Here is a 21,824-nt window from a genome sequence, read left to right on the forward strand (position 1 = left end):
TAAGGCGCGCGTCATAAAGGACTCAGGCTGCCGTCTTGTCTTTGTAGCGGCACAGATCGCGGATCACGCACTGCGGACAATCGGGCTTGCGCGCCTTGCACACATAACGGCCGTGCAGGATCAGCCAGTGATGCGCGTCCTGCTTGAACTCGGCCGGTATCACTTTTTCCAGCTTGTCTTCCACGGCGCGCACATCTTTGCCCGGGGCGAGGCCGGTGCGATTGGAGACGCGGAAAATGTGCGTATCCACGGCGATGGTGGGATGCCCAAAGGCCGTGTTGAGCACCACGTTGGCGGTCTTGCGGCCCACGCCGGGGAGGGCTTCCAGAGCCTCGCGCGTTTGCGGTACCTCGCCGTCGTATTGCGTCACCAGGATCTGGCATAGCGCCATCACATTCTTGGCCTTGCTGTTGAACAGGCCGATGGTGCTGATGAACTGCTTGAGTCGGTCTTCGCCCAGGTCGAGGATGGCCTGCGCGGTATTGGCGACAGGGTAAAGTTTCCTGGTGGCCTTGTTGACGCCCACGTCGGTCGCCTGTGCCGACAGCACCACGGCCACCAGCAACTCGAACGGCGTGGTGTAGTTCAGTTCGGTGGTGGGGTGGGGATCCAGTTCGCGCAGGCGGGTGAACAGCTCGACAACGTCGGCCTTTTTCACGAGGGCTTTCCTTGCTGCTTCGCGCGTGCGCGTGCGAGCGCCGCGAGTACCGGGTTGGAGGTCGTCGCGCTGGCGGCCACATGGGCCTTGCGAGCGGCGAGTTCGGCATCACGCTGGGCCTGCTCGCGTGCCAGTCGCGCTTCACGACGCTGGAAGTGGATACGCGAGGCATCGGCGTGTTCCGGGCTGTCGACCTGGCTCGGCGGCATCGGCTCCAACACGATGCAATCCACCGGGCAGGCTGGCACGCACAGTTCGCAGCCGGTGCAGTCGTCGGCCAACACCGTGTGCATCAGCTTGGCCGCGCCGACGATGGCATCCACCGGGCACGCCTGGATGCACTTGGTGCAGCCGATGCAGTCGGCTTCGACGATGCGCGCCAGCATGCGCGGCTTCTCGATGCCGCGCTCAGGGTCGAGCGGCAGCACCGGAACATCCAGCAGGGCGGCCAGCCGGGCGATGCCGGCTGCGCCGCCGGGAGGGCATTGGTTGATCGCGGCATCGCCACGCGCCATCGCCTCCGCATACGGGCGGCAGCCGTGGTAACCGCACTGCTCGCATTGCGTCTGCGGCAGCAGCGCATCGATGCGGTCGGCCAGCGTCATGGCTTGCTCAGCGAACGGTGGCGCCGGGCTGCGCGCCCTGGTCGGCATCCAACAGGAACAAGTCGCTGCCGCCGTCGCCGGCGGACAGGATCATGCCTTCGGACAGGCCAAAGCGCATCTTGCGCGGCGCCAGGTTGGCGATGAATACCACGTTGCGGCCCAGCAGCTTTTCCGGCTCGCCGTAGGCGGCGCGAATGCCCGAGAAGATCTGGCGCTTGCCCAGCGCGCCGGCGTCCAGTTCAAAGCGCAGCAGCTTGTCCGAACCGTCCACGAACTCGCACGCGAGCACCCTGCCAATGCGCAGGTCGAGCTTGGCGAAATCGTCGATACCGATGATGGCGGTGCCGTCGATGGCGGTCGGCGTGGTGCTGGCTTCGCTCATGGTCTTGCTGGTGTCCTTGGGTTTCTTGGGAGCAGGCTTGGTTTCAATGGGCGCGAGGGAATCCTTCGACGCCTCCACCATGCCTTCGACATGCTTGGGGTCGATGCGGCCGAGCAGCGGCTCGAACGCATTGATGGTGTGGTTGTGCAGTTCGGCGCGGGCGTCGTCGAAGCCGCTGATCGGTGCGGCGAGGAACTGCTCGGCCGCGGCCACCGTGGCCGGCAGCACCGGCTTGAGCAGGCCCGAAAGCAGGCGGAACGCGGCCAGTGCGAACGAGCACACCTGATGCAGCTCTTCGCGGCGCGTATCGTCCTTGGCCATCGCCCACGGCGCCTTGGCCGCGATGTAGCCGTTGACCATGTCGGCCATGGTCACGAAACGGCGCGCCACGTCGGCGAATTCGCCGCTGTCGTAAAGGGCCGGTACGTCGCCATAGTGCGAGAGCAGTTCGCGCCACAGCTCCTGTTCTTCATGGCTGAAGGCGGGCGCGAGGCGGCCGTCGAAATACTTGTGCACGAAGCCCGCCGTGCGACTGGCGATGTTCACCCACTTGCCGATCAGGTGCGAGTTGACGCGCTCCTCGAAGGCCTTGAGGTCCAGATCCACGTCCACCGGCGTGTCGCTGAGCATGCTGGCGAAGTAGTAGCGCAAGAACTCCGGATGCAGGTTGGCGTCCAGATAGGTGCGCGCCTTGATGAAGGTGCCGCGCGACTTGGACATCTTGGCGCCGTTGACCGTGAGGTAACCGTTCACGTGCAAGGCCGTCGGCGTGCGGAAGTCCGCGCCATGCAGCATGGCCGGCCAGAACAGGCCATGGAAGTTGATGATGTCCTTGCCGATGAAGTGATGCATCTCGGCACGGCTGTCGACGGCCAGGAAATCCTCGAACTTGAGGTCGGTGCGATCGCACAGCGCCTTGAAGCTGGCGAGGTAACCCACCGGCGCATCCAGCCACACATAGAAATACTTGCCCGGGGCATCGGGAATGGGGAAGCCGAAGTACGGCGCATCGCGCGAGATGTCCCAGTCCTTCAGGCCACCGTCCAGCCACTCGCGCAGCTTGGCCACCACGCCGCTATTGGCCACCGGCTGGCCGCCGGTGAGCTTGCCGCCGAACCAGTCGCGCAGCAGCGGTTCGAACTTGCCCAGTTCGAAGAAGTAATGCTCCGAATCGCGCAACACCGGCGTGGCCCCCGACATCACCGAATAAGGGTTGACGAGGTCGGTGGGCGCGTAAGTGGCGCCGCAGTTCTCGCAATTGTCGCCGTACTGGTCGGCCGTGCCGCAATTGGGGCAGGTGCCCTTGATGTAGCGATCCGGCAGGAACATTTCCTTTTCCGGGTCGAACAGCTGCTGGATATCGCGGCGGGCGATGAAGCCGCCATCGCGCAGGCGCGTGTAGATGAGCGAGGCGAGTTCGCGGTTCTCGTCCGAGTGGGTCGAGTGGTAGTGGTCGAACGCCACGCCGAACGCGGCGAAATCCGCCTCATGCCCGATACGGATGCCTTCGATATAGGTTTCCGGCGACAACCCGGCCTTTTCGGCCGCCAGCATGATCGGCGTGCCATGCGCGTCGTCGGCGCAGACGTAGATTGCCTCGTTACCCTGCATGCGCTGCGCGCGTACCCAGATATCGGCCTGGATGTAGCCCAGCAGGTGACCCAGGTGAAGCGGGCCATTGGCATAGGGCAGCGCATTGGTGACGAGTAGGCGTCGGCTCATGGGGCGGCAATGACATCAGGTGGGTTGGGCATTATGGCACGCGATGCGCTCCCCGCATCTCGCCAATGGGGTTTGGACGGCCATCGACGTGGCGTGCCATGTTGCACGATGTTGCACGTTTATATACATTGATGGCGACTTTGATCACCTGCGGAGCCGCCGTGAATGTCCATCCCGAGGCCACTTTGGCCGACGTCGCCGATCCGTCGCGCATAGCGCGCGCACGGCGGGCCACTCGTGTGATCTTCCTGGTCGCGGGCCTGGGGGTGTCCGCGTGGGCACCGATGGTGCCCTACGCCAAGGCACGACTGGGGCTGGACGACGCCCAACTGGGCCTGGCATTGCTGGTGTTCGGTGCGGCGTCGATGGTGTCGATGCCCTTTGTGGGCTGGCTCTCGCACTGGCTGGGCAATCGCCTGCTGATCGTGGCCTCCGGCTTGCTGATGTGCGTGGCGTTGCCGCTGCTGGCCTGGGTGCCGAGCGCGGCGGCACTTACCGCTACCTTGTTCTATTTCGGCGTGATGCTGGGCACGGTGGACGTGGCCATGAATGCCCACGCGGTGGATGTGGAGCGCCTGGACGGTGGGCGCTTGATGTCGGGGTTCCACGGCTTGTTCAGCGTGGGTGGCCTGGCCGGCGCGTTGTTGATGAGTGGCATGCTCGCATTGGGTATGCCCTTGGTGGGGGCGGCGGGCAGCTTGGCGGTGCTGCTGGTGCTGCTGGTGGTGTGGTTGCGCGGCGACCTGCTGGACGATGCGCCGGCCGCCAGCCAGGGCAAGAAGGCCCCGCTGGGCATGCCGCACGCCTTGGCGTGGTTGCTGGGGCTGTTGTGCTTCGTGAGCTTCCTGGCCGAGGGCGCCATGCTCGACTGGAGCGCCGTGTTCATGCGCGACAATCGTGGCGTGTCGCCCGCGTCGGCGGGCCTGGGTTATGCGTTCTTCTCGGTGGCCATGGCCGTGGGCCGTTTTGCCGGCGATCGACTGATCAGCCGCCGTGGTGCGGCGTGGGCGGTGCGCTGCGGCGCGTTGCTCGCGGCGACCGGCTTTCTGCTCGCGGCATGGGTGCCCAGCATGTGGGTGGCGCTGGTCGGCTTTGTGCTGATTGGCCTGGGTGCCTCCAACATTGTGCCGGTGTTGTTCAGCGCGGCCGGTCGCTTGCCGGGCACCTCGCCCGCGGTGGCTATCGCGACCGCGACGACGCTGGGTTACGCGGGCTTGCTGCTGGGCCCGGCGCTGATCGGCTTCGTGGCGCATGCCAGCAGCTTGCCGATAGCGTTTGGTGCGGTGGCGGGCCTGTTGGTGCTGGTGGGTCTGTCGGCCAAGGTGGTGCAGTCGTGAGTGCGCGTATCGATACCGTGATCTTCGACCTTGGCAATGTGCTGATTGGTTGGGACCCACGTCGGTTGTATCGCCAGTTGATCGATGACGAGGCGCACATGGAGTGGTTCCTGCGCGAGGTATGCAACGGCGCGTGGAACGAACAGCAGGATGCGGGCCGCTCCTGGGACGAGGCCACCGCCGAGCGGCGCGCCAGGTTTCCCGAGCACGCGGCGCTGATCGATGCCTACCAGCATCGGTGGGAGGAAACCCTGGTGGGGGCCATCGATGGCACCGTGGCCTTGCTCGACGCGTTGCGTGAGCGCGGTGTGCGCCTGCTGGCGCTCACCAATTGGTCGCAGGAGACCTTTCCGGTGGCGCGGCAGCGCTATGCGTTTCTGCAGTGGTTCGAGGGCATCGTGGTGTCGGGCGAGGAGCGGCTGATCAAGCCCGATCCGCGCATCTACCAGCGCCTGCTCGCGCGTTACGCGGTGGAACCCGCCAGCGCGCTCTACATCGACGACTCGCAACGCAACGTGGACGCTGCCGTGGCGCTGGGCATGCACGGCTGGTGGTTCCAGCACCCGGAAGGTTTGCGACAGCACTTGATGCAATGGGGGTTGCTGGACGTCGCGGAGGCCGCGCATGGCTAAGGCGCAGCCCATGGAGATCGGTGCACTGCCGCAGGAGCGTCAGCAGCGCATTCTCGAGCAACTGCGTCGCCAGGGACGGGTGGTGGCGGCGGAACTGGCGCAGGTCTACGAGGTATCGGAAGACTCGATCCGCCGCGACCTGCGCGAACTTGCCGCGCAAGGGCTGTGCAAACGCGTCTATGGCGGCGCCTTGCTGCCGGCCGCCTCACTGACGCCACTCAAGCAGCGGCGCAGCGAGCACTCCGCGCGCAAGCTGGCGTTGGCGCACAAGGCGATAGGGCTGGTGCGACCGGGGCAGACGCTGCTGATCGATGCCGGCACCACCAACGCCGCCATCGCCACCTCGTTGCCGGCGGGTGCTGGCCTCACGGTCATCACTAATACGCCGCAGATCGCCCAGTTATTGCTGGATCGCGAGGGCTTCGAGGTGTTGTTGATTGGCGGGCGCATCGAGCCGGCCATCGGTGGCTCGGTAGGTGCGCAAGCGGTGGAGCAAATTCGTCGGGTGCGGGCGGACCTGTGTTTCCCGGGCGCCTGCGCCATTGATGCGGCGCATGGCCTATGGGGGTTCGATAGCGAAGAGGCGTTGCTCAAGCGAGCCATGGTCGAGGCCAGCGACGAAACGGTAGTGGTCGCCACCGACGACAAGCTCGAAGCGGTGGCCCTGCACCAGGTGGCCGAATTGGCGCGTGTGCAGCACCTGGTGGTGGAGCACTCGGCCGATCGCGCTACCCGCGCGGCATTCAGTGCGCGTGGCGTGGCGGTGCACCGGGCCGAGGCGGTCGCCGCCTAGGGCAAGCGCAAGCCATGGCGTCGGGACGATGGCGCCGCGACATTTTTCGACCGCCCGCGTGGGGGCTCGCGTGGCTCTAACGTGCGGATACATAACGCATGTTTTGTGCCTTGAGCTTGCATCGATCGTGTTTTCTCGCGCGGCGAAAAACAGGCGTTGAGCACCGAAACCCGACGCCCGGCCCGGTGCGTGACGTGAGGCGCGAGGCATGCGCCGCAGCCATTGTTGCTCATGACGTGTCGAAGTGCGCTGCAAGGCGACCATTGGGCGGGTTTGCGGTGGCAATCGTTACGCAGCTTTACACAGGACGTCGGCGGTCTAGGGCCCGATTGGCCGCAGGGTTGCTTCTACATGGCTCGCGTATGCCGCATGGGATCTCGCTAGCCGGTTGTCCGGAATGGCCCTGCGGCACCTCATCGACCCCAGACCTCATCGACCTCCGGAGACCAACATGACGATCAGCGCCGTTTCCAGCAACAACAACTGGCTCAACTATCTCAACCAAAGCAACCAGGCCACGGGCAGCACCGCCACCACGGACGCCACGGCTTCCGTCAGTGCGCCTTCGTCAAGCAACGGCTTGTTCGGTTCGGTGTTCCAGGCACTCAGTCAGATCGGCGTGAGCGCCCCTGCGGCCTCAGGCAGCACCTCCAGCAACGCGCCGTCCACCGATCCCAGTCAGGATCAGGCGGCAGGGCAGGCGGTCGCCTCGTTTATGCAGAATCTGATGGCGGCCTTGCAGGCGCAGAACAGCCTGACGGCCAGCGGCAACACGGATAGCGGCAACAGTGCGGGCTCGACGAGCGCGGTGACCGGCGCTACCGCCGCGGCGCCCGCCGCCGATGGTGCCACCGCGGCCAATAGCGCAGCGGCCGGGGTGCATCATGGTGGCGGCCATCATCATCATGGCGGTGGCGGCCATATGCAGAGCGATCTGCAAAGCCTGATCACGCAGCTTTCGTCCAGTACCAGCACCAGCACGGCGACGGGTAGCTCCACCTCCAGCAGCACCAGCGACAGCAGTGCCATCGACTCGTTGCAGCAGAGCTTCCAGAACCTGGTAAGTACCTTCGGCGGGGCAGGCAGCAACGCCTCGCTGGGCAATTTCCTGCAGACTCTGTCGAGCGATCTGGGCGGCGGTAGCAACACCGGCTCGATCGTCAGCACCCAGGCCTGATCGCCAGGGGCACACAGCAAAACGCCCCCGTCTTGCGTGGAAGACGGGGGCGTGTGCGCGGGTTCTTACTGCTGGCGTTCCCAGGTCTGGCTGCGGCCCAGCAGCGAGAAGCCGATGTAGCCGCGCACGATCAACTTGGCGCCGTTCTCATCGGTCTGCAGCTTGACCTTGTAGACCTTGCCCGATTTGGGGTCGAGGATTTTGCCGCCGTCCCAGACGTCGCCGTCCTGATGCACGCCCCACATGATGTTCATGCCCTCGACGGGCTTGTCCTTGCGCTCGCCGTCGCAGTGCTTGCAGATCGGGTGCGGGCCTTCGTCGGACTGCAGCACCTGCAGCACGGTGGCCTTCAGTTCGCCGCCCTCATTGGTGATCTGCACGATGGACTTGGGTTTGCCGGTCTCGTCGTCGATGGTCTTCCAGGTGCCGACCGGGGTGTTCTCGGCAGCGAACACGGCGCCAGCGGCGAGGGTAAGGGCAGCGGCAACCGCCAGGCGAAGCAGTGACTTCATGTTGGATCCTCCCGTACGAAACAGTATGGACTGGAGCCTGACCGACGCCGCGCGAAGCCGTCAAGCTGCATTGCGAAAGGGCCGCGGTCGGTGGTGGGTGCCGAGGCTGGCATAATGGGCGCCCCCATGACCCTTCCAAGATTCCGTTATGACGCAGGCGAGTGAAGCCCTGGTCCGCCGTATCCTCGGCGAGCTGATTGATACCCATACCGGTGCGCCGATCGCCGAATCCGTGCGCGCCGTGGGCGTGGATGGCGACCGTGTATCGGTGGACATCCAATTGGGCTACCCCGCCGCCGGCGTGGTGGCGGGGCTGACCGAACGCGTAAAGCAGGCGCTGGAAGCCGAGCCGACGATCGCCGCTGCCTCGGTGTCTGTCGGTACGCGCCTGTATTCGCACAAAGTGCAGGGCACGTTGGCGCCGCTGCCGGGCGTCAAGAACATCATCGTGGTCGCGTCGGGCAAGGGTGGCGTGGGCAAGTCCACGGTATCGGCCAACCTGGCGCTGGCGCTGGCTGCGGAAGGCGCCAAGGTCGGCGTGCTGGATGCGGACATCTATGGCCCCAGTCAGCCGCGCATGCTCGGCATCAGCGGCAAGCCGCATTCGCCGGATGGCAAAACCATCATCCCGATGGAGGCGCACGGTTTGCAGGCCATGTCGATCGGTTTCCTGGTGGAGGAGGAAACCCCGATGATCTGGCGCGGCCCCATGGTTACCCAAGCGATGATGCAACTGCTCAACGACAGTCGCTGGGAGCAGCTCGATTACCTCATCGTCGATCTGCCCCCGGGCACGGGCGACATCCAGCTCACGTTGTCGCAGAAAGTGCCGGTGGCCGGCGCGGTGATTGTCACCACGCCACAGGACATCGCCCTGCTCGATGCGCGCAAGGCGCTGAAGATGTTCGAGAAGGTCGAGGTGCCGGTGCTGGGCGTGGTGGAGAACATGGCCACCCACGTGTGCTCCCACTGCGGCCACGAAGAACACATCTTTGGCGAAGGTGGCGGCATGCGCATGGCCGAGCAGTACGGCGTGGCCTATCTCGGCTCGCTCCCGCTGGATATCCGCATTCGTGAGCAGGCCGACGGCGGCACGCCCACCGTGGCTGCCATGCCCGAATCCGACCTCGCTGCGCGCTATCGCGAGATCGCCCGCAACGCCGCCGGCCGCCTGTCACGCCAACCGCGCAACAAGTCGCTGGGCCTGGGCAAGATCATGGTGCAAGGCGCGCCGTGACCGTTGCCGCGGGAGGGAACCTTCCGCTGCAGGTGCTTTGCCTCTCTGGCAGCCTGCGAAAGCGCTCCGGCAATACCGCGTTGCTGCGCGCGGCGGCGGCGCTGGCGCCGACGTCGCTGCGGTTGACCGTATACGAGGGGCTGGGCAGCTTGCCCCTGTTCAATCCCGACGATGACATGGCGAACCTGCCTTCGGTAGTGGCGCATTTGCGCCAGAAGGTGGGGCGTTGCGACGCCATGCTTGTCGCCTGCCCGGAGTACGCCCACGGTGTGCCGGGTGCCTTCAAGAATCTGCTGGATTGGCTGGTCGGCAGCCTGGAATTTCCGGGGAAGCCGGTGGCGCTATGGAATGCGTCGGCACGTGAGTCGCATCATGCGCAAGATGCACTGAGGGACATCCTGCTGACCATGGCGGCGCGGTGGATCGAGCTTGCATCGGTCACCATTCCGCTGCCTGGCGCGGGCTGCGAGGAGGCCGATATCCTCGCCGATGCCGCGCAGCGTGCGTGCATCCAAAACGCGCTGTCGGTGTTGGCGGCCGAACTGCGGAAGGCCGAACGCGAATCGCGCAACACCGGGTCGTAAAATCATCCGTCCTGCGACAGGTTGCGTCGCCGGCTGTCGCGCCCTGGCGCATGGTGGGACGAGCACCGGCGCGCGGCCGTCGTCAATCGTGGGATATGTAGCCTTTGCGCCCGCATTGTTTCCATGGATTCCCCGTACTTTCAGTGGGTTGGTTCGCCTTGTCGGCCTTTTTTGCGTGCCCGTGGCGCCCGCGCGGGTGGCGCGAAAGTGTTCCTTGGCGGGGCCGGCGTGACGCCGTTCGCCTGCGTCGACTGGCGGGGGATCGGTCGATCCGTTATGTTTCCGACCCTTATGCCCAGCCCCGGTACGGTGTGCGGGCAGCGAATGCACGGGGAATACGAGTGAGCATCAAATCCGACAAGTGGATCCGGCGTATGGCCGAGCAGCACGGCATGATCGAGCCGTTCGAGCCGGGCCAGGTCAAGCACCGCGACAACACCAAGCTGGTGTCTTACGGCACCTCCAGCTATGGCTACGACGTGCGTTGCGCGCGTGAGTTCAAGATCTTCACCAACATCAACTCCACCATCGTCGACCCCAAGGCCTTCGACCCGACCAGCTTCGTGGACGTCGAAGCGGACGTGTGCATCATCCCGCCCAACTCGTTTGCGCTGGCGCGCACGGTGGAGTTCTTTCGCATCCCGCGCAAGGTGCTCACCATCTGCCTGGGCAAGAGCACGTATGCGCGCTGCGGCATCATCGTCAACGTGACGCCGCTGGAGCCGGAGTGGGAGGGGCATGTGACGCTGGAATTTTCCAACACGACGCCGCTGCCGGCCAAGATCTACGCCAACGAGGGCGTGGCACAGATGCTGTTCCTGGAATCGGATGAAGAATGCGAGACCAGCTACAAGGATCGTGGCGGCAAGTACCAAGGCCAGCTCGGCGTGACGCTTCCGCGCACCTGAAGCGTTCGCCCCATGGGCACCTGAACGAATGCCATCCGGCTGCCCGACGCGGTGCCGGGGCGGCGCTACACTTCCGTTTGTTCACACCGATGCATTGCAGGAGATTCGCATGACCCGTTTTTCTACGCTGCTGACCCGCTTGGGTGCTGCCATCCTGCTGGGCAGCATGCTGGTGCTGGCCGGCTGCCACCGTGGTAGCGCCAAGGACGAGGTGCGCACGGCGGACATGAAGAGCCAGTTCGACGCCGTGATCCAGGCCTACAAGACCGGCCAGTTCATTGTCGATGGCGCCGTGCTGTCTGCCTTGGATACCGGCAGCCATTTCGCCTATCTCAAGGACCAGGGCCGCTTGCCCAAGACGGTGTTGCTGGAGCCCAGCGACGATTCCAAGGTCCGTAAGCAGCATCTGCAGTACATGGCACGCTTGCAGCTCGATTACGGCTTCACCGTGTACTACGACGATGGCGGTACGTTGAAGAAGATCAGCGTGGTCGATACCAAGGCGCGTGATCTGGAAGACTACAAGGCGCCGGTGAAGGCTGAAGCGCCGCCGCAGCAGCAGCACTAACCCCAGCGGTTGAGCCAGACCGAAAAAGCCCGCGGAGCGATCCGCGGGCTTTTTCTTTGGCGCGATGAATGGGTCGTTCAGTCCACCCCTAGCGCACGACGCAGCGCTTGGATCTGTTGCGCCTGCGCCGCAGGCTCATACGGCAGCGCCTTGCCGCTGCCCCATACCGGGCCTGGCCACGCGGCGTCGCCATCGGTGCGGCCCACGACGTGCACATGCAACTGGCGCACGATATTGCCCAGTGCGCCGAGATTGAGCTTATCGAACGGTGCGACGGCGCGCAGCGCATCGGCGCTCCGCTTGACCTCCTGCCACAGCACGGCTTGTTGTTCCGGCGCCAGGTCGCAGATCTCGACCCGGTTCGTTTGTCGGGGCACCAGCACCAGCCAGGGAAAACGGGTGTCGTTCATCAGCAACACCTCGCATAACGGCAGCGAGGCCACGTGCTGCGTATCCGCCGTCAGGCGCGGGTCGAGTGCAAAGTCCGTCGTGGTCATGCGCCGTGGGCCAGATGCCGGTCGAAGAAGGCGAGCGTGCGCTGATAGGCCAGCTCGGCACTGGCTTCGTCGTACTGCGCGCCCACGTCGCGGTTGAAGGCGTGATCGGCGGGGTAGGTGAACAGCTCCATCTGCGGCATCAACTGACGATGCTTCTCCACCATCTCGGGCGGGATGCTCTTGTCCTTCTCGCCGAAGTGGAACATCACCGGCGCCTTGGGCGTTTCACCCAGGAACGGCACGTTGCGCGCACCGTAATAGCTCACCGAGGGCAAGCCCAGCCGCAATGCCGCGAGCAGGGCGACCGTGCCGCCCCAGCAATAGCCCACGGTTCCGATGCGGCCGGCGGAAGCGATGGCGTCGGCGGCGCTGGCCACATCTTCCACCGCGCGCTCCAGGCCCAGTTCGGTAACCAGTTCGCGGCCCCGGTTCATGCCGGCCTGGTCGTACGGCAGTTCCACGCCGGTCTCCAGATGATCGAAGAAACTCGGCGCGATGGCGGTATAGCCGGCAGCAGCAAAGCCGTCGGCGACGTGGCGAATGTGCTCGTTGACGCCAAAAATCTCTTGAATGACCACGATGCCGCCCGTGGGCTTGCCGGCGGGTGTGGCGAGATAGGCGCCGATGCATTGCATGCGGGTGGTGTTGAGGTTGATCGTCTGGCCCATGGCTGAGACTCCTGCTGGCGATGGGCGATTCTAGCCATTCGGGGTGCGGGCTCGTGCTGTCGTATAATGATCCGTTATTCCGCATAGTTACGGTCACACGGCCATGTCGCAAGCTTCGCCCAAAGTTGGTTTCGTCAGTCTGGGATGCCCCAAGGCGCTGGTGGATTCCGAGCGCATCCTCACCCAGCTGAAGGTCGAGGGCTACGAGATCGTGCCTAGTTACGGCGCGGCCGATGCGGTGGTGGTCAATACCTGCGGCTTTATCGATGCCGCCGTGCAGGAGTCGCTGGACGCCATTGGCGAGGCGCTGCACGAGAATGGCAAGGTGATCGTTACCGGTTGCCTGGGCAAGCGCTCGGAGTTGATCCGCGAGGCGTATCCCGATGTGCTGGCCATCACCGGCCCGCAGGACTACGCCAGCGTGATGCAGGCGGTGCATTCGGCGCTGCCGCCCAAGCGCAACCCGCTGCTGGACATCATTCCCGATACCGGCATCAAGCTGACGCCCAAGCATTACGCCTACCTCAAGATTTCCGAGGGCTGCAATCACCGCTGCAGCTTCTGCATCATCCCCTCGATGCGCGGCGACCTGGTGTCGCGACCGGTAGACGAGGTATTGCTGGAAGCCGAGCGTCTGGTGAAGGGCGGCGTCAAGGAGCTGCTGGTGATTTCGCAGGACACCAGTGCCTACGGTGTGGACGTGAAGTACGCCGAGCGCCAGTGGCGCGACAAGAGCTACCGCACGCGCATGACCGAGCTGTGCGAAGGCTTGTCCGAACTGGGTGTGTGGTCGCGCCTGCACTACGTCTACCCGTATCCGCACGTGGACGAAGTGATGCCCCTGATGGCCGAGGGCAAGATCCTTCCGTATCTGGATATTCCGTTCCAGCACGCCAGCCCGCGCATCCTCAAGTTGATGAAGCGCCCGGGAAACATCGACAAGACGCTGGAGCGCATCAGGAACTGGCGCAAGGTGGTGCCGGATCTCACCATCCGCAGCACTTTCATCGTCGGCTTCCCTGGTGAAACCGATGCCGAATTCGAAGAATTGCTGGATTTCCTCCGCGAGGCCGAGCTCGATCGTGTGGGCGCCTTTGCCTATTCGCCGGTGGATGGCGCCAAGGCGAATGAGCTTCCCAACCCGGTGTCCGAGGAACTGAAGGAAGACCGCCTGGAGCAGTTCATGGCGGTGCAGGCGGAAATTTCCGCCGCCAAGCTGCAACGCAAGATCGGCCGCACGCTCAAGGTGTTGGTGGACGAAGTGGGTGCCGAGGGCGCGGTGGCACGCTCGGCCGCCGATGCGCCGGAGATCGATGGCGTGGTGCATATCGCCAATGGGCAGCTGCTGAAGGCTGGCCAGTTTGTCGACGTGGTGGTGGAAGACGCCGACGAGCACGACCTGCACGCTCGCCTGGCGGGCTAAGGCGTCCAGCGTGGGCGCGATGCGCTACATCGCGCCGGCCCGGGGCACGGTCGATCCAGCCGTGTTCACCCGATGGCCTTTGCGCGCATGGCAGCAGCCTGCCGGGTGGTTGCAAGCGGTGGATTGGCCGACCATCGATGCGCTCAATGCGACGCGTCCCGCCGATATGGCCGAGCGCTTCGTCGCCCAGACGCTGGCCTTGCTCGGTGATGGACTGCACTACGAGCAGCGCATCGCCGAGCACGACCTTATCGCTACGCGCGAAGCCAACTGGCACGACCTGTTCAACGCCATGGTGTGGCTGCGTTACCCCGCGATCAAGCGAGCGCTCAATGCGCAGCAAATGGCCGAGATCGCACATATGGGGCCCAAGCAGCGTTCGCGCCCGCAGTACGCGATGACCCACTTCGACGAAGCGGGCGTGCTGGTGGTGCTGCGCGATCCTTATCTGTTGTCGCTGTGGGACGCGCACGACTGGTATGGCTTGTTCTGGCGCGAACGCCAGGCCTGGGTCGATGGCAGGGCCGAGGTCGAGGTGTTTGGCCATGCGCTGCTGGAGCATGCGCTCACCCCGGACAAGCTGCTGGTCGGGAAGGCGCTGGTGTGGCTGGGCGATGTGACGATGGCGTATGTGCGGCGTGATTGCGCCACGGCCATTGTCGGTGGGCATGTGTTGCGCGATCCGCTGGATTTGCGTCCGCTGCCGCTGTCGGGCCTGCCGGGTTGGCATCCGGCCAGCGGCGAGGAGGGCTTTCACCTGAACGCCGCGTGCTACCAGGCGAGGCGCGACGGTCGCGTTTATCCGCCGGCGCAGCGTTGATCCGGGTATCCCTGGAGCGATCGGCGAAATTGCGGCGGCGCCCTAATCGCGCTAAAACGCGAGGGCAGCCCAGCGCGGGAGCGGTCAGATGGACACGGCTTGTGGTTGGCGCCGAATGGATGGCTGGATCCGGTGGCTATGGGCCGCCGCGCTGGCGAGCGCCCTGAGTTGGACCGCCCCTTTGCACGCACAGGATGCCCAGGCCGCGGAGGCGTCGCCGATCCGGTTCGGCATCCTGCCGATCGGTAGCGCCGCCGAGTCGCGAGAGCAATGGCGGCCCCTGTTGCAGGATCTGGAGAAGAGGCTTGGCCACCCCGTGTCGGTGGTATCGGTGAGCAGCTATGCCGGCCTGTCGGGCGCCATTGATGACCAGCGCGTGGATATCGCCTTTCTCTCCGGGCGTTTGGCTATCGAAGCCGTCCAACACCAACACATGAGCGTGGTGGCGCAGTTTGTACGCAACGATGGCGCCAAGGGCAATATCGCCATGTTGATCGTGCGCTCGGATAGCCCGATTCATTCACTCAAGGATCTGCTCGCCAAGCCCGGGCAATGGCGCTACGCGCGTGGCGAGCCGCTGTCGGTCACCGGCTACGTAGCGCCCGAGGCAGAAGTGTTTGCCGCGCGTGGACTCAACTCGGACACGTTCTTCAGCAGTGTGCGCATCGGCAATCACCAGAACAATGCGCTGGCGGTGGCCAATGGCGAGGTGGACGTGGCGACCAGCAACAACCCGGATCTGGATCTGTTCCGGCGCAACTTTCCCAGCGAGGCGGCCCAGATCCGGGTGATCTGGCGCTCCACGCTCATCCCTTCCGGCGTGCTGGTGGTGCGCGATGGCATGACTGAACCACTGCGCAGCCAGTTGATCGCCTTCATGCGCAAATACGGCCAGGCGCCGGGCGCAGCGGGCGAGCGCGAGCGGACCAACCTGGCGCGTATTCCCGATCTGGCCGGGTTTGCCCCGGCCGACAATCGCGTGCTGCAGCCATTTCTGGAGCTGGAGTTCACCCTGATGCGCGAACAGGCCCAGCATGGCCGCTGGGTCAACGAAGAGTCCCGGGGCGCACGGCTCAAGCAGATCGATGCGGACTATCGCAAGGCATTGGCGCAACTGCAGCGGAACTGAAGCGGGGTATAAGCGGTCGATGCTAAGGTGTCGCGCGCGTCGTTAGGGCCGCCCTGTTTAACCTGATGGTTGGAGATTTCATGTCTGTTTTTTCCCGCTTTGTGCGTACTTGTTGCCTTGGCCTGCTCACGCTGGCGCTGAGCGTGCCCTCACTGGTTCACGCGCAGCTCGTACCCGGTGGCTTACCCGAGTCGGACAAGCAGCAGATCAAGAGCTACACGCTCAATGAGGATGTATTCGGTCGGTTGGCCGCGGCCACGCGCGAGGCGCGCGCGCAAGGCATCCCGCCGCAAGGGCCGCCGGATTCAAGCAAGGTGCACAACCTGGACGATCTGGCCAAGCAGGCCATGGCGGGTGATCCGCGCATTCCGGCGCTGGTGGCGAAGTACGGCTTTACGCCGCGCGAATTCATCCTGGCCAACATCGCACTGACCAATGCCGTGATGGTGGCGCAGTCGCGCAACGATGTAGTGCTCGCCGGCAACCTCAATACATCCTGGTCCAATGCGGACAACGTCCGTTTCGTGGATACGCACAAGGCGGACATCATGGCCTTGATGCAGGGGCACTGAGCGTATCGGGTGATCGCGCAGCGTGTCGCGATCAGCCCTGGTAGCTCACGTCCACGATGATGAAGCGGGTGGGCCCCCCTGGCAGTTCCGCTTCGAACTCGTCGTCGACGCGCTTCTTCAACACGGCGCGCGCCAGCGGTGAATCGATGCTGATCCAACCGAGCTTGGCATCGGTTTCGTCGGGACCGACGATGCGGTAATGCAGCGCTTCGCCGTTCCCGGCGTTTTCCAGCTCGATGCTGGCGCCAAAGAAAACCACCTCGCGATCGGCCGGCGCTCCTTCGGCCACCTTGAGCGAAGGAATGCGCTTGCTGAGATAGCGCACGCGACGGTCGATCTCGCCGAGCTGCTTCTTGCGGTAGGTGTATTCCGCATTCTCTGAACGGTCGCCTTCGGCTGCGGCGGCGGCTAGCGCTTTCACCACTTCCGGGCGCAACGTGTGCCACAGGTGATCCAGCTCGGCCTTGAGCTTCTCAAAGCCTTCCCGCGTGATGATGGCGGTGGAGTGTGGGGCAGGTGGGCGCCAGCGGCTCATGCGTGAATTGTCCAATACAAAGCGGATCAACCTTGCATGGTAGAGCCTGTTCGCCAACGGTGCTCAAGGCACGTTGGAACAAAAGCATGCCCATCATTCCCGTTAAGGGGTAATCCCGTGACTTCAAACGCTGGCTATGCCGCCGAACGCCCTGGCCTTCGGCGGTTAAGGGCATTGAGCAGGGATGCCGGCGTGTTCGATCCTGCCTGGCGCGCGAACAGGCACGGCGGCAGCGTGGCTTAGGCGGCCCCCGCTTCCTTCTGCCATTGCCGGGCGAGTGCAGCCATCTCGGGTTGCAGCGGGTGCTCTGGCCACGCGGTGATGAGTTTGCCCAGCAACACCGCGGCTTCGGCGCGCTGGCTGGGTGATTCGCTTAGCCACCGGGCTGCAAGCAGGCCGATGCGCGGCGCATCCGTCGCGCTTGGCCATTGGGTCAGGTAACCGCGACACAGTTTGAGTGCCAGCCTCGTCATGCCGGCGCGGGCCGCTTGGTCGACGAGCACGGCCACGTTGTCGGGTGCATCCGGCAGGAACGAAGGCTCTAATTCCATGCACTCCTGTACCAAGCCGAGTGCGCGGCGAGATTCGCCGTTGGCGATCATGGCGGCGATCCACAGGTGACCGTGTTCGACCAGGCCTTCGCGCAGGCCTTCCCGGCGCAGCAGTTCGCGATAGGCGAGGTGCAGCGGGTCTGGGGCGCTGCGACCTTGCATGCGCTTTACCAGCAGGCCGATGGCGGCTGGTCGGTCGGTTTGGGCGACGGCGTGCACATGGGCGAGCAGCTCGGTGTCCGCATCCTGGCCGCTCTCACGCACCAGCTCCTCGGCTTCCGGCTCCAGGCCGAACTGCTCATGGCGCTGGTGGATCATGGCGCCCATCAGGTGCAGGTTGAGGATGATCAGATACGTGTAGGCAAACGCGAACAGCGGTAACGCCAACAGTTTGGGCAGAAAGGCGGTCGCGATCGACGCGACGATGATGAGCGCGCCGGTGGCGATATTGAGCGCCACGGGGATCAGGTACGCGGCTCCAAAACGACGCATCACCTCCCACCAGTTCAGCGGACTCAGTGCCAGTTCCATGCTGCCGTCGAAAGCCAGCGACATATCGATGGCCGGCAGCGTGATGGCAAACAGCAGGATCAATGGCCACAGTATGGGCGGATAGAACACCGTGCTGATCACGCATAGTGCTACCGCCAGCAAGTGGACGGCAGTCAGTCCGTTGCCCGCCGCCGGGTTTTCGTCCACGCCGATATCCGGTGGATCGGCATAGCCGTTGGCGGTATGCCACAGGCAGGTGGCGGCGTAGCGCCACGTGGCGGCCCATAACGCAAAGCTGGCGAAGATGCCGATGAAAGCCGGCAAGATCACCAGCCAGTGGCATAGCGCGAGCACCGTGCAGGTCGCCAAGCCACCCCCGCGCAGCGGATAGCTCAGGCCCGTCACGATGCGTTCGCCCAGCGGCGTGTCGGGCGAGACGGTTTCGATGCGCGTCATGATGGGTTGTTCCGGGCGACGTATCAGCGCTTGCCACCGAAGATGCCGCCCAGCACACCTCGCACGATCTGTTGACCCAGGCGCGAGCCGACCGCGCGACTGGCGGATTTCGCCATGGCTTCGATCATGCCCTGGCGCCGATTGGTGCCGAGCAGGGCATCGCGTACCGCGCCGGTCCAGTCGGAGGTCGGTGTGCCCGCATCGCCCGTGGTGCCGCCCTTGGCTACGGCCGACGGGGCGGCGGCCTTGTCGCTGGCGCGCTGGGCGAGGATCTCTGCCGCCGACTCGCGGTTGATGGCCGTGTCGTACTTGCCGCCGACCGGCGAACGTTGCCGTACCGTGCTGCGCTCGGCGCCGGTGATGGCGCCGATGCGCGCGGTGGGCGTGGTGACCAGAACGCGCTCCACCGGCGATGGCACGCCGCCATCGCGCAGGGTGGAGGCCAGCGCTTCGCCCACGGCGAGCTGGGTGATGGCTTCGGTCACGCTGATCTTGGGGTTGGCGACAAAGGTTTCCGCGGCGGCCCGCACCGCTTTCTGGTCGCGCGGCGTAAAGGCGCGCAGCGCATGCTGCACGCGGTTGCCGAGTTGGCCGAGAATGTTGCCGGGCACGTCATCGGGGTTCTGCGAGCAGAAGTAAACGCCCACGCCCTTGGAGCGGATCAGACGCACCACCTGTTCCACGCGCTGCAACAGCGAGGCGGGCGCGTCATCGAACAGCAGGTGCGCCTCATCGAAGAAGAACACCAGCTTGGGTTGCTCCAGGTCACCCACCTCCGGCAGTTGCTCGAACAGTTCGGACAGCAGCCACAACAGGAAGGTGGAATACAGACGCGGCTTGAGGATCAACTGATCGGCGGCCAGTACGTTGATCACGCCGCGTCCGCTCATGTCCTGGCGCATCAGGTCGCTCAGTTCCAGTGCGGGCTCGCCGAAGAACTGGTCGGCGCCATCCTGTTCCAGCTTGAGCAGGGCGCGCTGGATGGCGGCGATGCTTTGCGTGCTGATGAGGCCGTAGTGCGAGGAAATATCCTTGGCGTTCTCGCTGGCGAAGCCAAGCATGGCACGCAGGTCAGGCAAATCCAGCAGCAGCCAGCCCTGGTCGTCGGCCACCTTGAAGATCACTTCGAGCACGCCTTCCTGGGTGTCGTTGAGTTCAAGGATGCGACCGAGCAGGGTGGGGCCCATTTCGCTGATGGTGGCGCGCACCGGGTGGCCGAGCTTGCCGTAGATGTCCCAGAAGATCACCGGGTTTGCCTGCGGCTTCCAGTCCTGGAGCTGCAGCTTGCTCAGGCGCGCCTTGAGCTTGTCGCCCGGTTCGGCGGCGGGCATGGCCAGGCCGGCAAGGTCACCCTTGGCATCGGCCAGGAAGCAGGGCACGCCGAGCTTGGAGAACCCTTCGGCCAATGCCATCAGCGATACCGATTTGCCGGTGCCCGTGGCGCCCGCGATCATGCCGTGACGATTGCCGTAGCGCGTGTCCAGGGACACCTCGGTGTGGTCGTTGCGTCCGATGAGGATGTCGGTCATGGCATTCCGTCCGTTGGTTCAGGCCTGATTGTAGCCGCGCGCGCGTGCCGGCTCGCAGGCATTCACGATGTCATCGCGATGTAGGCCTGCGGCGCGAAGCGGCCTTGGCGTGTTGAGTCGTCGGCCTACGGCGAGTAAGGTCGGCCCTTCGATCCGGTACTGAAGTTGTCCATGGCTCCCCACGCATTTCTCCGTTCCCTGCGCCTGGCTCCGCTGGCTGGCGCGTTGACGCTGCTCGCGGCCTGCGCCTCATCGGGCGCACCCAAGCCGACGCCGCAGGTCAGTCAGCTCTACGCGCAGTTGGACCAGGCCAGCAAAGGCTACGAGACGGCGTTGACGCAATCCCGTGCCGGCGACGCGCAGGCCGCGCAGCGCACCCTGGATACCGCGCTCAATCAATTGAAGGAGGCCGCCGCGCATTGTCCGTCCACGGCGGGTTGCGATCCGCAGCGGTTCTTCTCGGTGTTCGATCGCCTGCTGCGGCTGAAGGACGGCAATTTTTCGCTGGGCGATGACCTCAGCGGCATGGATGACGACCAGCCCGAAGGCAGCAACAGTGGCAAGTCGGGCGCGGCCAGCCTGCCGGAAATGCAGCGCAGCGTGACCTTGCTTCGCGGCCAGCAGCTGTCGCAGTTGATCGCGATGAATGGCCCGGTGAAAGCGGCGCTGGAGATGTGGCTCACGCAATGGCGCGGCAACCTGATGGATGCCTACGTCAACTACGAGTTCCTGCGTTACCAGATGTGGCCCGAATACCAGAAAGCCGATCTGCCGGAAGCGTTGCTGTTCGGCATCCTCGCCAAGGAGTCGGGCGGCAAGGTGCATGCGGTGTCGCGCTCGGGCGCTGCTGGCCCGCTGCAATTCATGTATGCCACGGGCCTGCGTTTTGGCCTGAATACCGAGGACGGCTTCGATTCGCGCTTTGATCCGGCGGCATCCGCGCGCGCCAACGCCGAGTACATCGACGAGCAGCTCAAGGCGTTCAACAACAATCTCGAACTGACCCTGGCGGCCTACAATGGCGGCGAAGGGCGCATGCGCCGGCTGGTGGGCGACGACACCTCGGTGAGCCTGTACGACCCGCGCATCTACAACCAGGTGTCGCAGGAAACCCGCGACTATGTGCCCAGCGTGCTGGCGGCGGCATGGCTGTTCCTGCACCCGGAGAGCTACAACCTGCGCTTTCCGCGCATGGATGGCGCACCGGGCAGCGTGGTGCTCAAGCGTCCCGCGTCGATCACCGAACTCACCGTGTGCCTGGGTTCGGCGGGCGGCATGAACGATGGCTGGTTCCGCACGTTGCGCAACCTCAACCCGCGCCTGGACCCCCAGGCATCCCAGCCGCAGGGTACGCGCATCTTGCTGCCCAAGTTGCTGGAGCGTCCGTATGAGGCGCGTTGTGTGGACGGCCCCTGGCCGATCCTCGCCAACGACCTGCACACGGCCGTGTTGCCGGTGGCGCCGCCCGACCCGCCGTCGGCGCCCTCGCCCAAGCCGGCCAATACCGCCAAGACCCGCAGCTACGTGGTCAAGCGGGGCGACACGCTTACCGGCATCGTCAGCAAGCTGGGCTGTTCCTCGGTGCAGGAGGTGGCGCAGATGAACGGGCTCAATCATCAGCACATCAAGCCGGGTCAGTCGCTCAAGCTGCCCAGCTGCCGCTAAGCCGGCGGTTCATGCCCCAAAAAAAGACGCCACCCGCGAGGGTGGCGTTTTGGCTTCCACGGGCAGGGAGTCAAGCGGCTGCAGGCGCGCGGGTCCAGTCGGTGGCCGGCGCGGCGCGATGGGTTTCCTTTAGCTCACGCAGCACGCGCATCAATTGGCGGTGGCGCACTTGCAGGCTGGAATGTGGGCTTTCCTTGGTTTCGTGATAAGCCACGGCCAGCCACAGGGCAATGCCGCGCAAGGCCACTTCGGGGTTGTCCGAGCGGGCGCGTGCCAGGCCGATATCGGTGCCGTGGCCCCAGGGCAGGTAGCGCTCCTGCGGCGAGGTGCCGTACAAGTGGGGGAAATCGGTACGCGATGCCTGGCCGATCT

General features: G+C 64.9%; 23 protein-coding genes. 13 read left to right on the plus strand and 10 right to left on the minus strand.

The genetic code is table 11. From position 1 onward, the window contains the following. Positions 1-22 precede the first annotated feature (22 nt). From nth to metG, 3 genes are read right to left on the minus strand one after another with little or no spacing between them, the layout of a single operon-like run. Positions 23-658, minus strand: a complete 636-nt coding sequence (gene nth / locus JHD67_RS07215; protein WP_199098490.1) for an endonuclease III — start codon at positions 656-658, stop codon at positions 23-25. Then, complete coding sequence (locus JHD67_RS07220) at positions 655-1,263, minus strand: RnfABCDGE type electron transport complex subunit B (protein WP_199098491.1); 609 nt, start codon at positions 1,261-1,263, stop codon at positions 655-657. Before JHD67_RS07220 ends, nth begins: the two co-directional genes overlap by 4 nt. A gap of 7 nt (positions 1,264-1,270) precedes the next feature. Next, the gene (gene metG / locus JHD67_RS07225; RefSeq protein ID WP_199098492.1) at positions 1,271-3,367 is read right to left on the minus strand and encodes a methionine--tRNA ligase; all 2,097 of its coding nucleotides are present in this window, start codon (positions 3,365-3,367) and stop codon (positions 1,271-1,273) included. 161 nt (positions 3,368-3,528) lie between these two features. On the opposite strand from metG, the gene JHD67_RS22300 reads away from it, so the two are divergent. From JHD67_RS22300 to JHD67_RS07240, 4 genes are all read left to right on the plus strand, one after another. Further along, on the plus strand, positions 3,529-4,704 hold the full coding sequence (locus tag JHD67_RS22300) for an MFS transporter (protein ID WP_343214326.1): 1,176 nt from the start codon (positions 3,529-3,531) through the stop codon (positions 4,702-4,704). Next, the gene (locus tag JHD67_RS22305) at positions 4,701-5,336 is read left to right on the plus strand and encodes an HAD family phosphatase (protein ID WP_343214327.1); all 636 of its coding nucleotides are present in this window, start codon (positions 4,701-4,703) and stop codon (positions 5,334-5,336) included. Before JHD67_RS22300 ends, JHD67_RS22305 begins: the two co-directional genes overlap by 4 nt. Further along, complete coding sequence (locus tag JHD67_RS07235) at positions 5,329-6,129, plus strand: DeoR/GlpR family DNA-binding transcription regulator (protein ID WP_199098494.1); 801 nt, start codon at positions 5,329-5,331, stop codon at positions 6,127-6,129. Before JHD67_RS22305 ends, JHD67_RS07235 begins: the two co-directional genes overlap by 8 nt. A 451-nt stretch (positions 6,130-6,580) precedes the next feature. Further along, the gene (locus JHD67_RS07240; RefSeq protein ID WP_199098495.1) at positions 6,581-7,306 is read left to right on the plus strand and encodes a hypothetical protein; all 726 of its coding nucleotides are present in this window, start codon (positions 6,581-6,583) and stop codon (positions 7,304-7,306) included. Between the two features lie 65 nt (positions 7,307-7,371). Here JHD67_RS07240 and JHD67_RS07245 read toward each other — a convergent pair whose 3' ends face one another. Beyond that, positions 7,372-7,818: a DUF2147 domain-containing protein gene (locus JHD67_RS07245; protein ID WP_199098496.1), complete on the minus strand. Its 447-nt coding sequence runs from the start codon at positions 7,816-7,818 to the stop codon at positions 7,372-7,374. 148 nt (positions 7,819-7,966) lie between these two features. On the opposite strand from JHD67_RS07245, the gene apbC reads away from it, so the two are divergent. The 4 genes from apbC (at position 7,967) to JHD67_RS07265 (ending at position 11,115) form a co-directional block, all read left to right on the plus strand. Continuing rightward, positions 7,967-9,055: an iron-sulfur cluster carrier protein ApbC gene (gene apbC, locus JHD67_RS07250; protein WP_199098497.1), complete on the plus strand. Its 1,089-nt coding sequence runs from the start codon at positions 7,967-7,969 to the stop codon at positions 9,053-9,055. Continuing rightward, positions 9,052-9,639: an NADPH-dependent FMN reductase gene (locus tag JHD67_RS07255; RefSeq protein ID WP_343214328.1), complete on the plus strand. Its 588-nt coding sequence runs from the start codon at positions 9,052-9,054 to the stop codon at positions 9,637-9,639. Before apbC ends, JHD67_RS07255 begins: the two co-directional genes overlap by 4 nt. Before the next feature lie 341 nt (positions 9,640-9,980). Then, on the plus strand, positions 9,981-10,547 hold the full coding sequence (gene dcd / locus JHD67_RS07260) for a dCTP deaminase (protein WP_199098498.1): 567 nt from the start codon (positions 9,981-9,983) through the stop codon (positions 10,545-10,547). 109 nt (positions 10,548-10,656) lie between these two features. Then, positions 10,657-11,115, plus strand: a complete 459-nt coding sequence (locus tag JHD67_RS07265; protein ID WP_199098499.1) for a hypothetical protein — start codon at positions 10,657-10,659, stop codon at positions 11,113-11,115. Positions 11,116-11,192: 77 nt separating this feature from the next. On the opposite strand, the gene JHD67_RS07270 is transcribed toward JHD67_RS07265, so the two are convergent. Both JHD67_RS07270 and JHD67_RS07275 read right to left on the minus strand, forming a co-directional pair. After that, entirely contained in the window at positions 11,193-11,612 is a 420-nt protein-coding gene (locus JHD67_RS07270) for an HIT family protein (RefSeq protein WP_199098500.1), read from the minus strand. Then, positions 11,609-12,280, minus strand: coding sequence for a dienelactone hydrolase family protein (locus JHD67_RS07275; protein ID WP_199098501.1), 672 nt, complete (start codon positions 12,278-12,280; stop codon positions 11,609-11,611). The genes JHD67_RS07270 and JHD67_RS07275 overlap by 4 nt, the downstream gene beginning before the upstream one ends. Before the next feature lie 103 nt (positions 12,281-12,383). Between JHD67_RS07275 and rimO the strand changes: the two genes are divergently transcribed. From rimO to JHD67_RS07295, 4 genes are all read left to right on the plus strand, one after another. After that, a complete protein-coding gene (rimO, locus tag JHD67_RS07280; RefSeq protein WP_199098502.1) occupies positions 12,384-13,703 on the plus strand; it encodes a 30S ribosomal protein S12 methylthiotransferase RimO in 1,320 nt (439 codons plus the stop codon). 19 nt (positions 13,704-13,722) lie between these two features. After that, a complete protein-coding gene (locus JHD67_RS07285; RefSeq protein ID WP_199098514.1) occupies positions 13,723-14,523 on the plus strand; it encodes a DUF3025 domain-containing protein in 801 nt (266 codons plus the stop codon). A gap of 88 nt (positions 14,524-14,611) precedes the next feature. Continuing rightward, positions 14,612-15,652, plus strand: a complete 1,041-nt coding sequence (gene phnD / locus JHD67_RS07290; protein ID WP_233171696.1) for a phosphate/phosphite/phosphonate ABC transporter substrate-binding protein — start codon at positions 14,612-14,614, stop codon at positions 15,650-15,652. Positions 15,653-15,732: 80 nt separating this feature from the next. Further along, positions 15,733-16,224: a hypothetical protein gene (locus JHD67_RS07295; RefSeq protein WP_199098503.1), complete on the plus strand. Its 492-nt coding sequence runs from the start codon at positions 15,733-15,735 to the stop codon at positions 16,222-16,224. A gap of 31 nt (positions 16,225-16,255) precedes the next feature. On the opposite strand, the gene greB is transcribed toward JHD67_RS07295, so the two are convergent. From greB to JHD67_RS07310, 3 genes are all read right to left on the minus strand, one after another. Further along, on the minus strand, positions 16,256-16,759 hold the full coding sequence (gene greB / locus JHD67_RS07300) for a transcription elongation factor GreB (RefSeq protein ID WP_199098504.1): 504 nt from the start codon (positions 16,757-16,759) through the stop codon (positions 16,256-16,258). Positions 16,760-16,998: 239 nt separating this feature from the next. Then, positions 16,999-18,258: a hypothetical protein gene (locus JHD67_RS07305; RefSeq protein WP_199098505.1), complete on the minus strand. Its 1,260-nt coding sequence runs from the start codon at positions 18,256-18,258 to the stop codon at positions 16,999-17,001. A 23-nt stretch (positions 18,259-18,281) separates the two neighbouring features. Then, positions 18,282-19,787 carry a helicase HerA-like domain-containing protein gene (locus JHD67_RS07310; protein WP_199098506.1) on the minus strand — a complete coding sequence of 502 codons (1,506 nt, stop codon included), beginning with the start codon at positions 19,785-19,787 and terminating at the stop codon, positions 18,282-18,284. 171 nt (positions 19,788-19,958) lie between these two features. Between JHD67_RS07310 and JHD67_RS07315 the strand changes: the two genes are divergently transcribed. Continuing rightward, positions 19,959-21,452, plus strand: a complete 1,494-nt coding sequence (locus JHD67_RS07315) for a transglycosylase SLT domain-containing protein (RefSeq protein WP_199098507.1) — start codon at positions 19,959-19,961, stop codon at positions 21,450-21,452. A gap of 70 nt (positions 21,453-21,522) precedes the next feature. Here JHD67_RS07315 and JHD67_RS07320 read toward each other — a convergent pair. Further along, the coding region (locus JHD67_RS07320; RefSeq protein WP_199098508.1) for a hypothetical protein at positions 21,523-21,824 on the minus strand (302 nt) is incomplete at its 5' end.

This window comes from Dyella sp. ASV21, assembly GCF_016428975.1.
Lineage (GTDB): Bacteria > Pseudomonadota > Gammaproteobacteria > Xanthomonadales > Rhodanobacteraceae > Dyella.

Excerpts from the sequence above, each read along its gene's own strand:
- JHD67_RS07285 (WP_199098514.1), top strand. The coding sequence starts at position 13,723 with ATGCGCTACATCGCGCCGGCCCGGGGCACGGTCGATCCAGCCGTGTTC.
- apbC (WP_199098497.1), top strand. The coding sequence starts at position 7,967 with ATGACGCAGGCGAGTGAAGCCCTGGTCCGCCGTATCCTCGGCGAGCTG.
- JHD67_RS07315 (WP_199098507.1), top strand. The coding sequence starts at position 19,959 with ATGGCTCCCCACGCATTTCTCCGTTCCCTGCGCCTGGCTCCGCTGGCT.
- JHD67_RS07305 (WP_199098505.1), bottom strand. The coding sequence starts at position 18,258 with ATGACGCGCATCGAAACCGTCTCGCCCGACACGCCGCTGGGCGAACGC.
- JHD67_RS07270 (WP_199098500.1), bottom strand. The coding sequence starts at position 11,612 with ATGACCACGACGGACTTTGCACTCGACCCGCGCCTGACGGCGGATACG.
- JHD67_RS07235 (WP_199098494.1), top strand. The coding sequence starts at position 5,329 with ATGGCTAAGGCGCAGCCCATGGAGATCGGTGCACTGCCGCAGGAGCGT.
- JHD67_RS07275 (WP_199098501.1), bottom strand. The coding sequence starts at position 12,280 with ATGGGCCAGACGATCAACCTCAACACCACCCGCATGCAATGCATCGGC.
- JHD67_RS07295 (WP_199098503.1), top strand. The coding sequence starts at position 15,733 with ATGTCTGTTTTTTCCCGCTTTGTGCGTACTTGTTGCCTTGGCCTGCTC.
- JHD67_RS07245 (WP_199098496.1), bottom strand. The coding sequence starts at position 7,818 with ATGAAGTCACTGCTTCGCCTGGCGGTTGCCGCTGCCCTTACCCTCGCC.
- JHD67_RS07220 (WP_199098491.1), bottom strand. The coding sequence starts at position 1,263 with ATGACGCTGGCCGACCGCATCGATGCGCTGCTGCCGCAGACGCAATGC.
- JHD67_RS07265 (WP_199098499.1), top strand. The coding sequence starts at position 10,657 with ATGACCCGTTTTTCTACGCTGCTGACCCGCTTGGGTGCTGCCATCCTG.
- metG (WP_199098492.1), bottom strand. The coding sequence starts at position 3,367 with ATGAGCCGACGCCTACTCGTCACCAATGCGCTGCCCTATGCCAATGGC.
- phnD (WP_233171696.1), top strand. The coding sequence starts at position 14,612 with ATGGACACGGCTTGTGGTTGGCGCCGAATGGATGGCTGGATCCGGTGG.
- JHD67_RS07240 (WP_199098495.1), top strand. The coding sequence starts at position 6,581 with ATGACGATCAGCGCCGTTTCCAGCAACAACAACTGGCTCAACTATCTC.
- rimO (WP_199098502.1), top strand. The coding sequence starts at position 12,384 with ATGTCGCAAGCTTCGCCCAAAGTTGGTTTCGTCAGTCTGGGATGCCCC.
- greB (WP_199098504.1), bottom strand. The coding sequence starts at position 16,759 with ATGAGCCGCTGGCGCCCACCTGCCCCACACTCCACCGCCATCATCACG.
- JHD67_RS07310 (WP_199098506.1), bottom strand. The coding sequence starts at position 19,787 with ATGACCGACATCCTCATCGGACGCAACGACCACACCGAGGTGTCCCTG.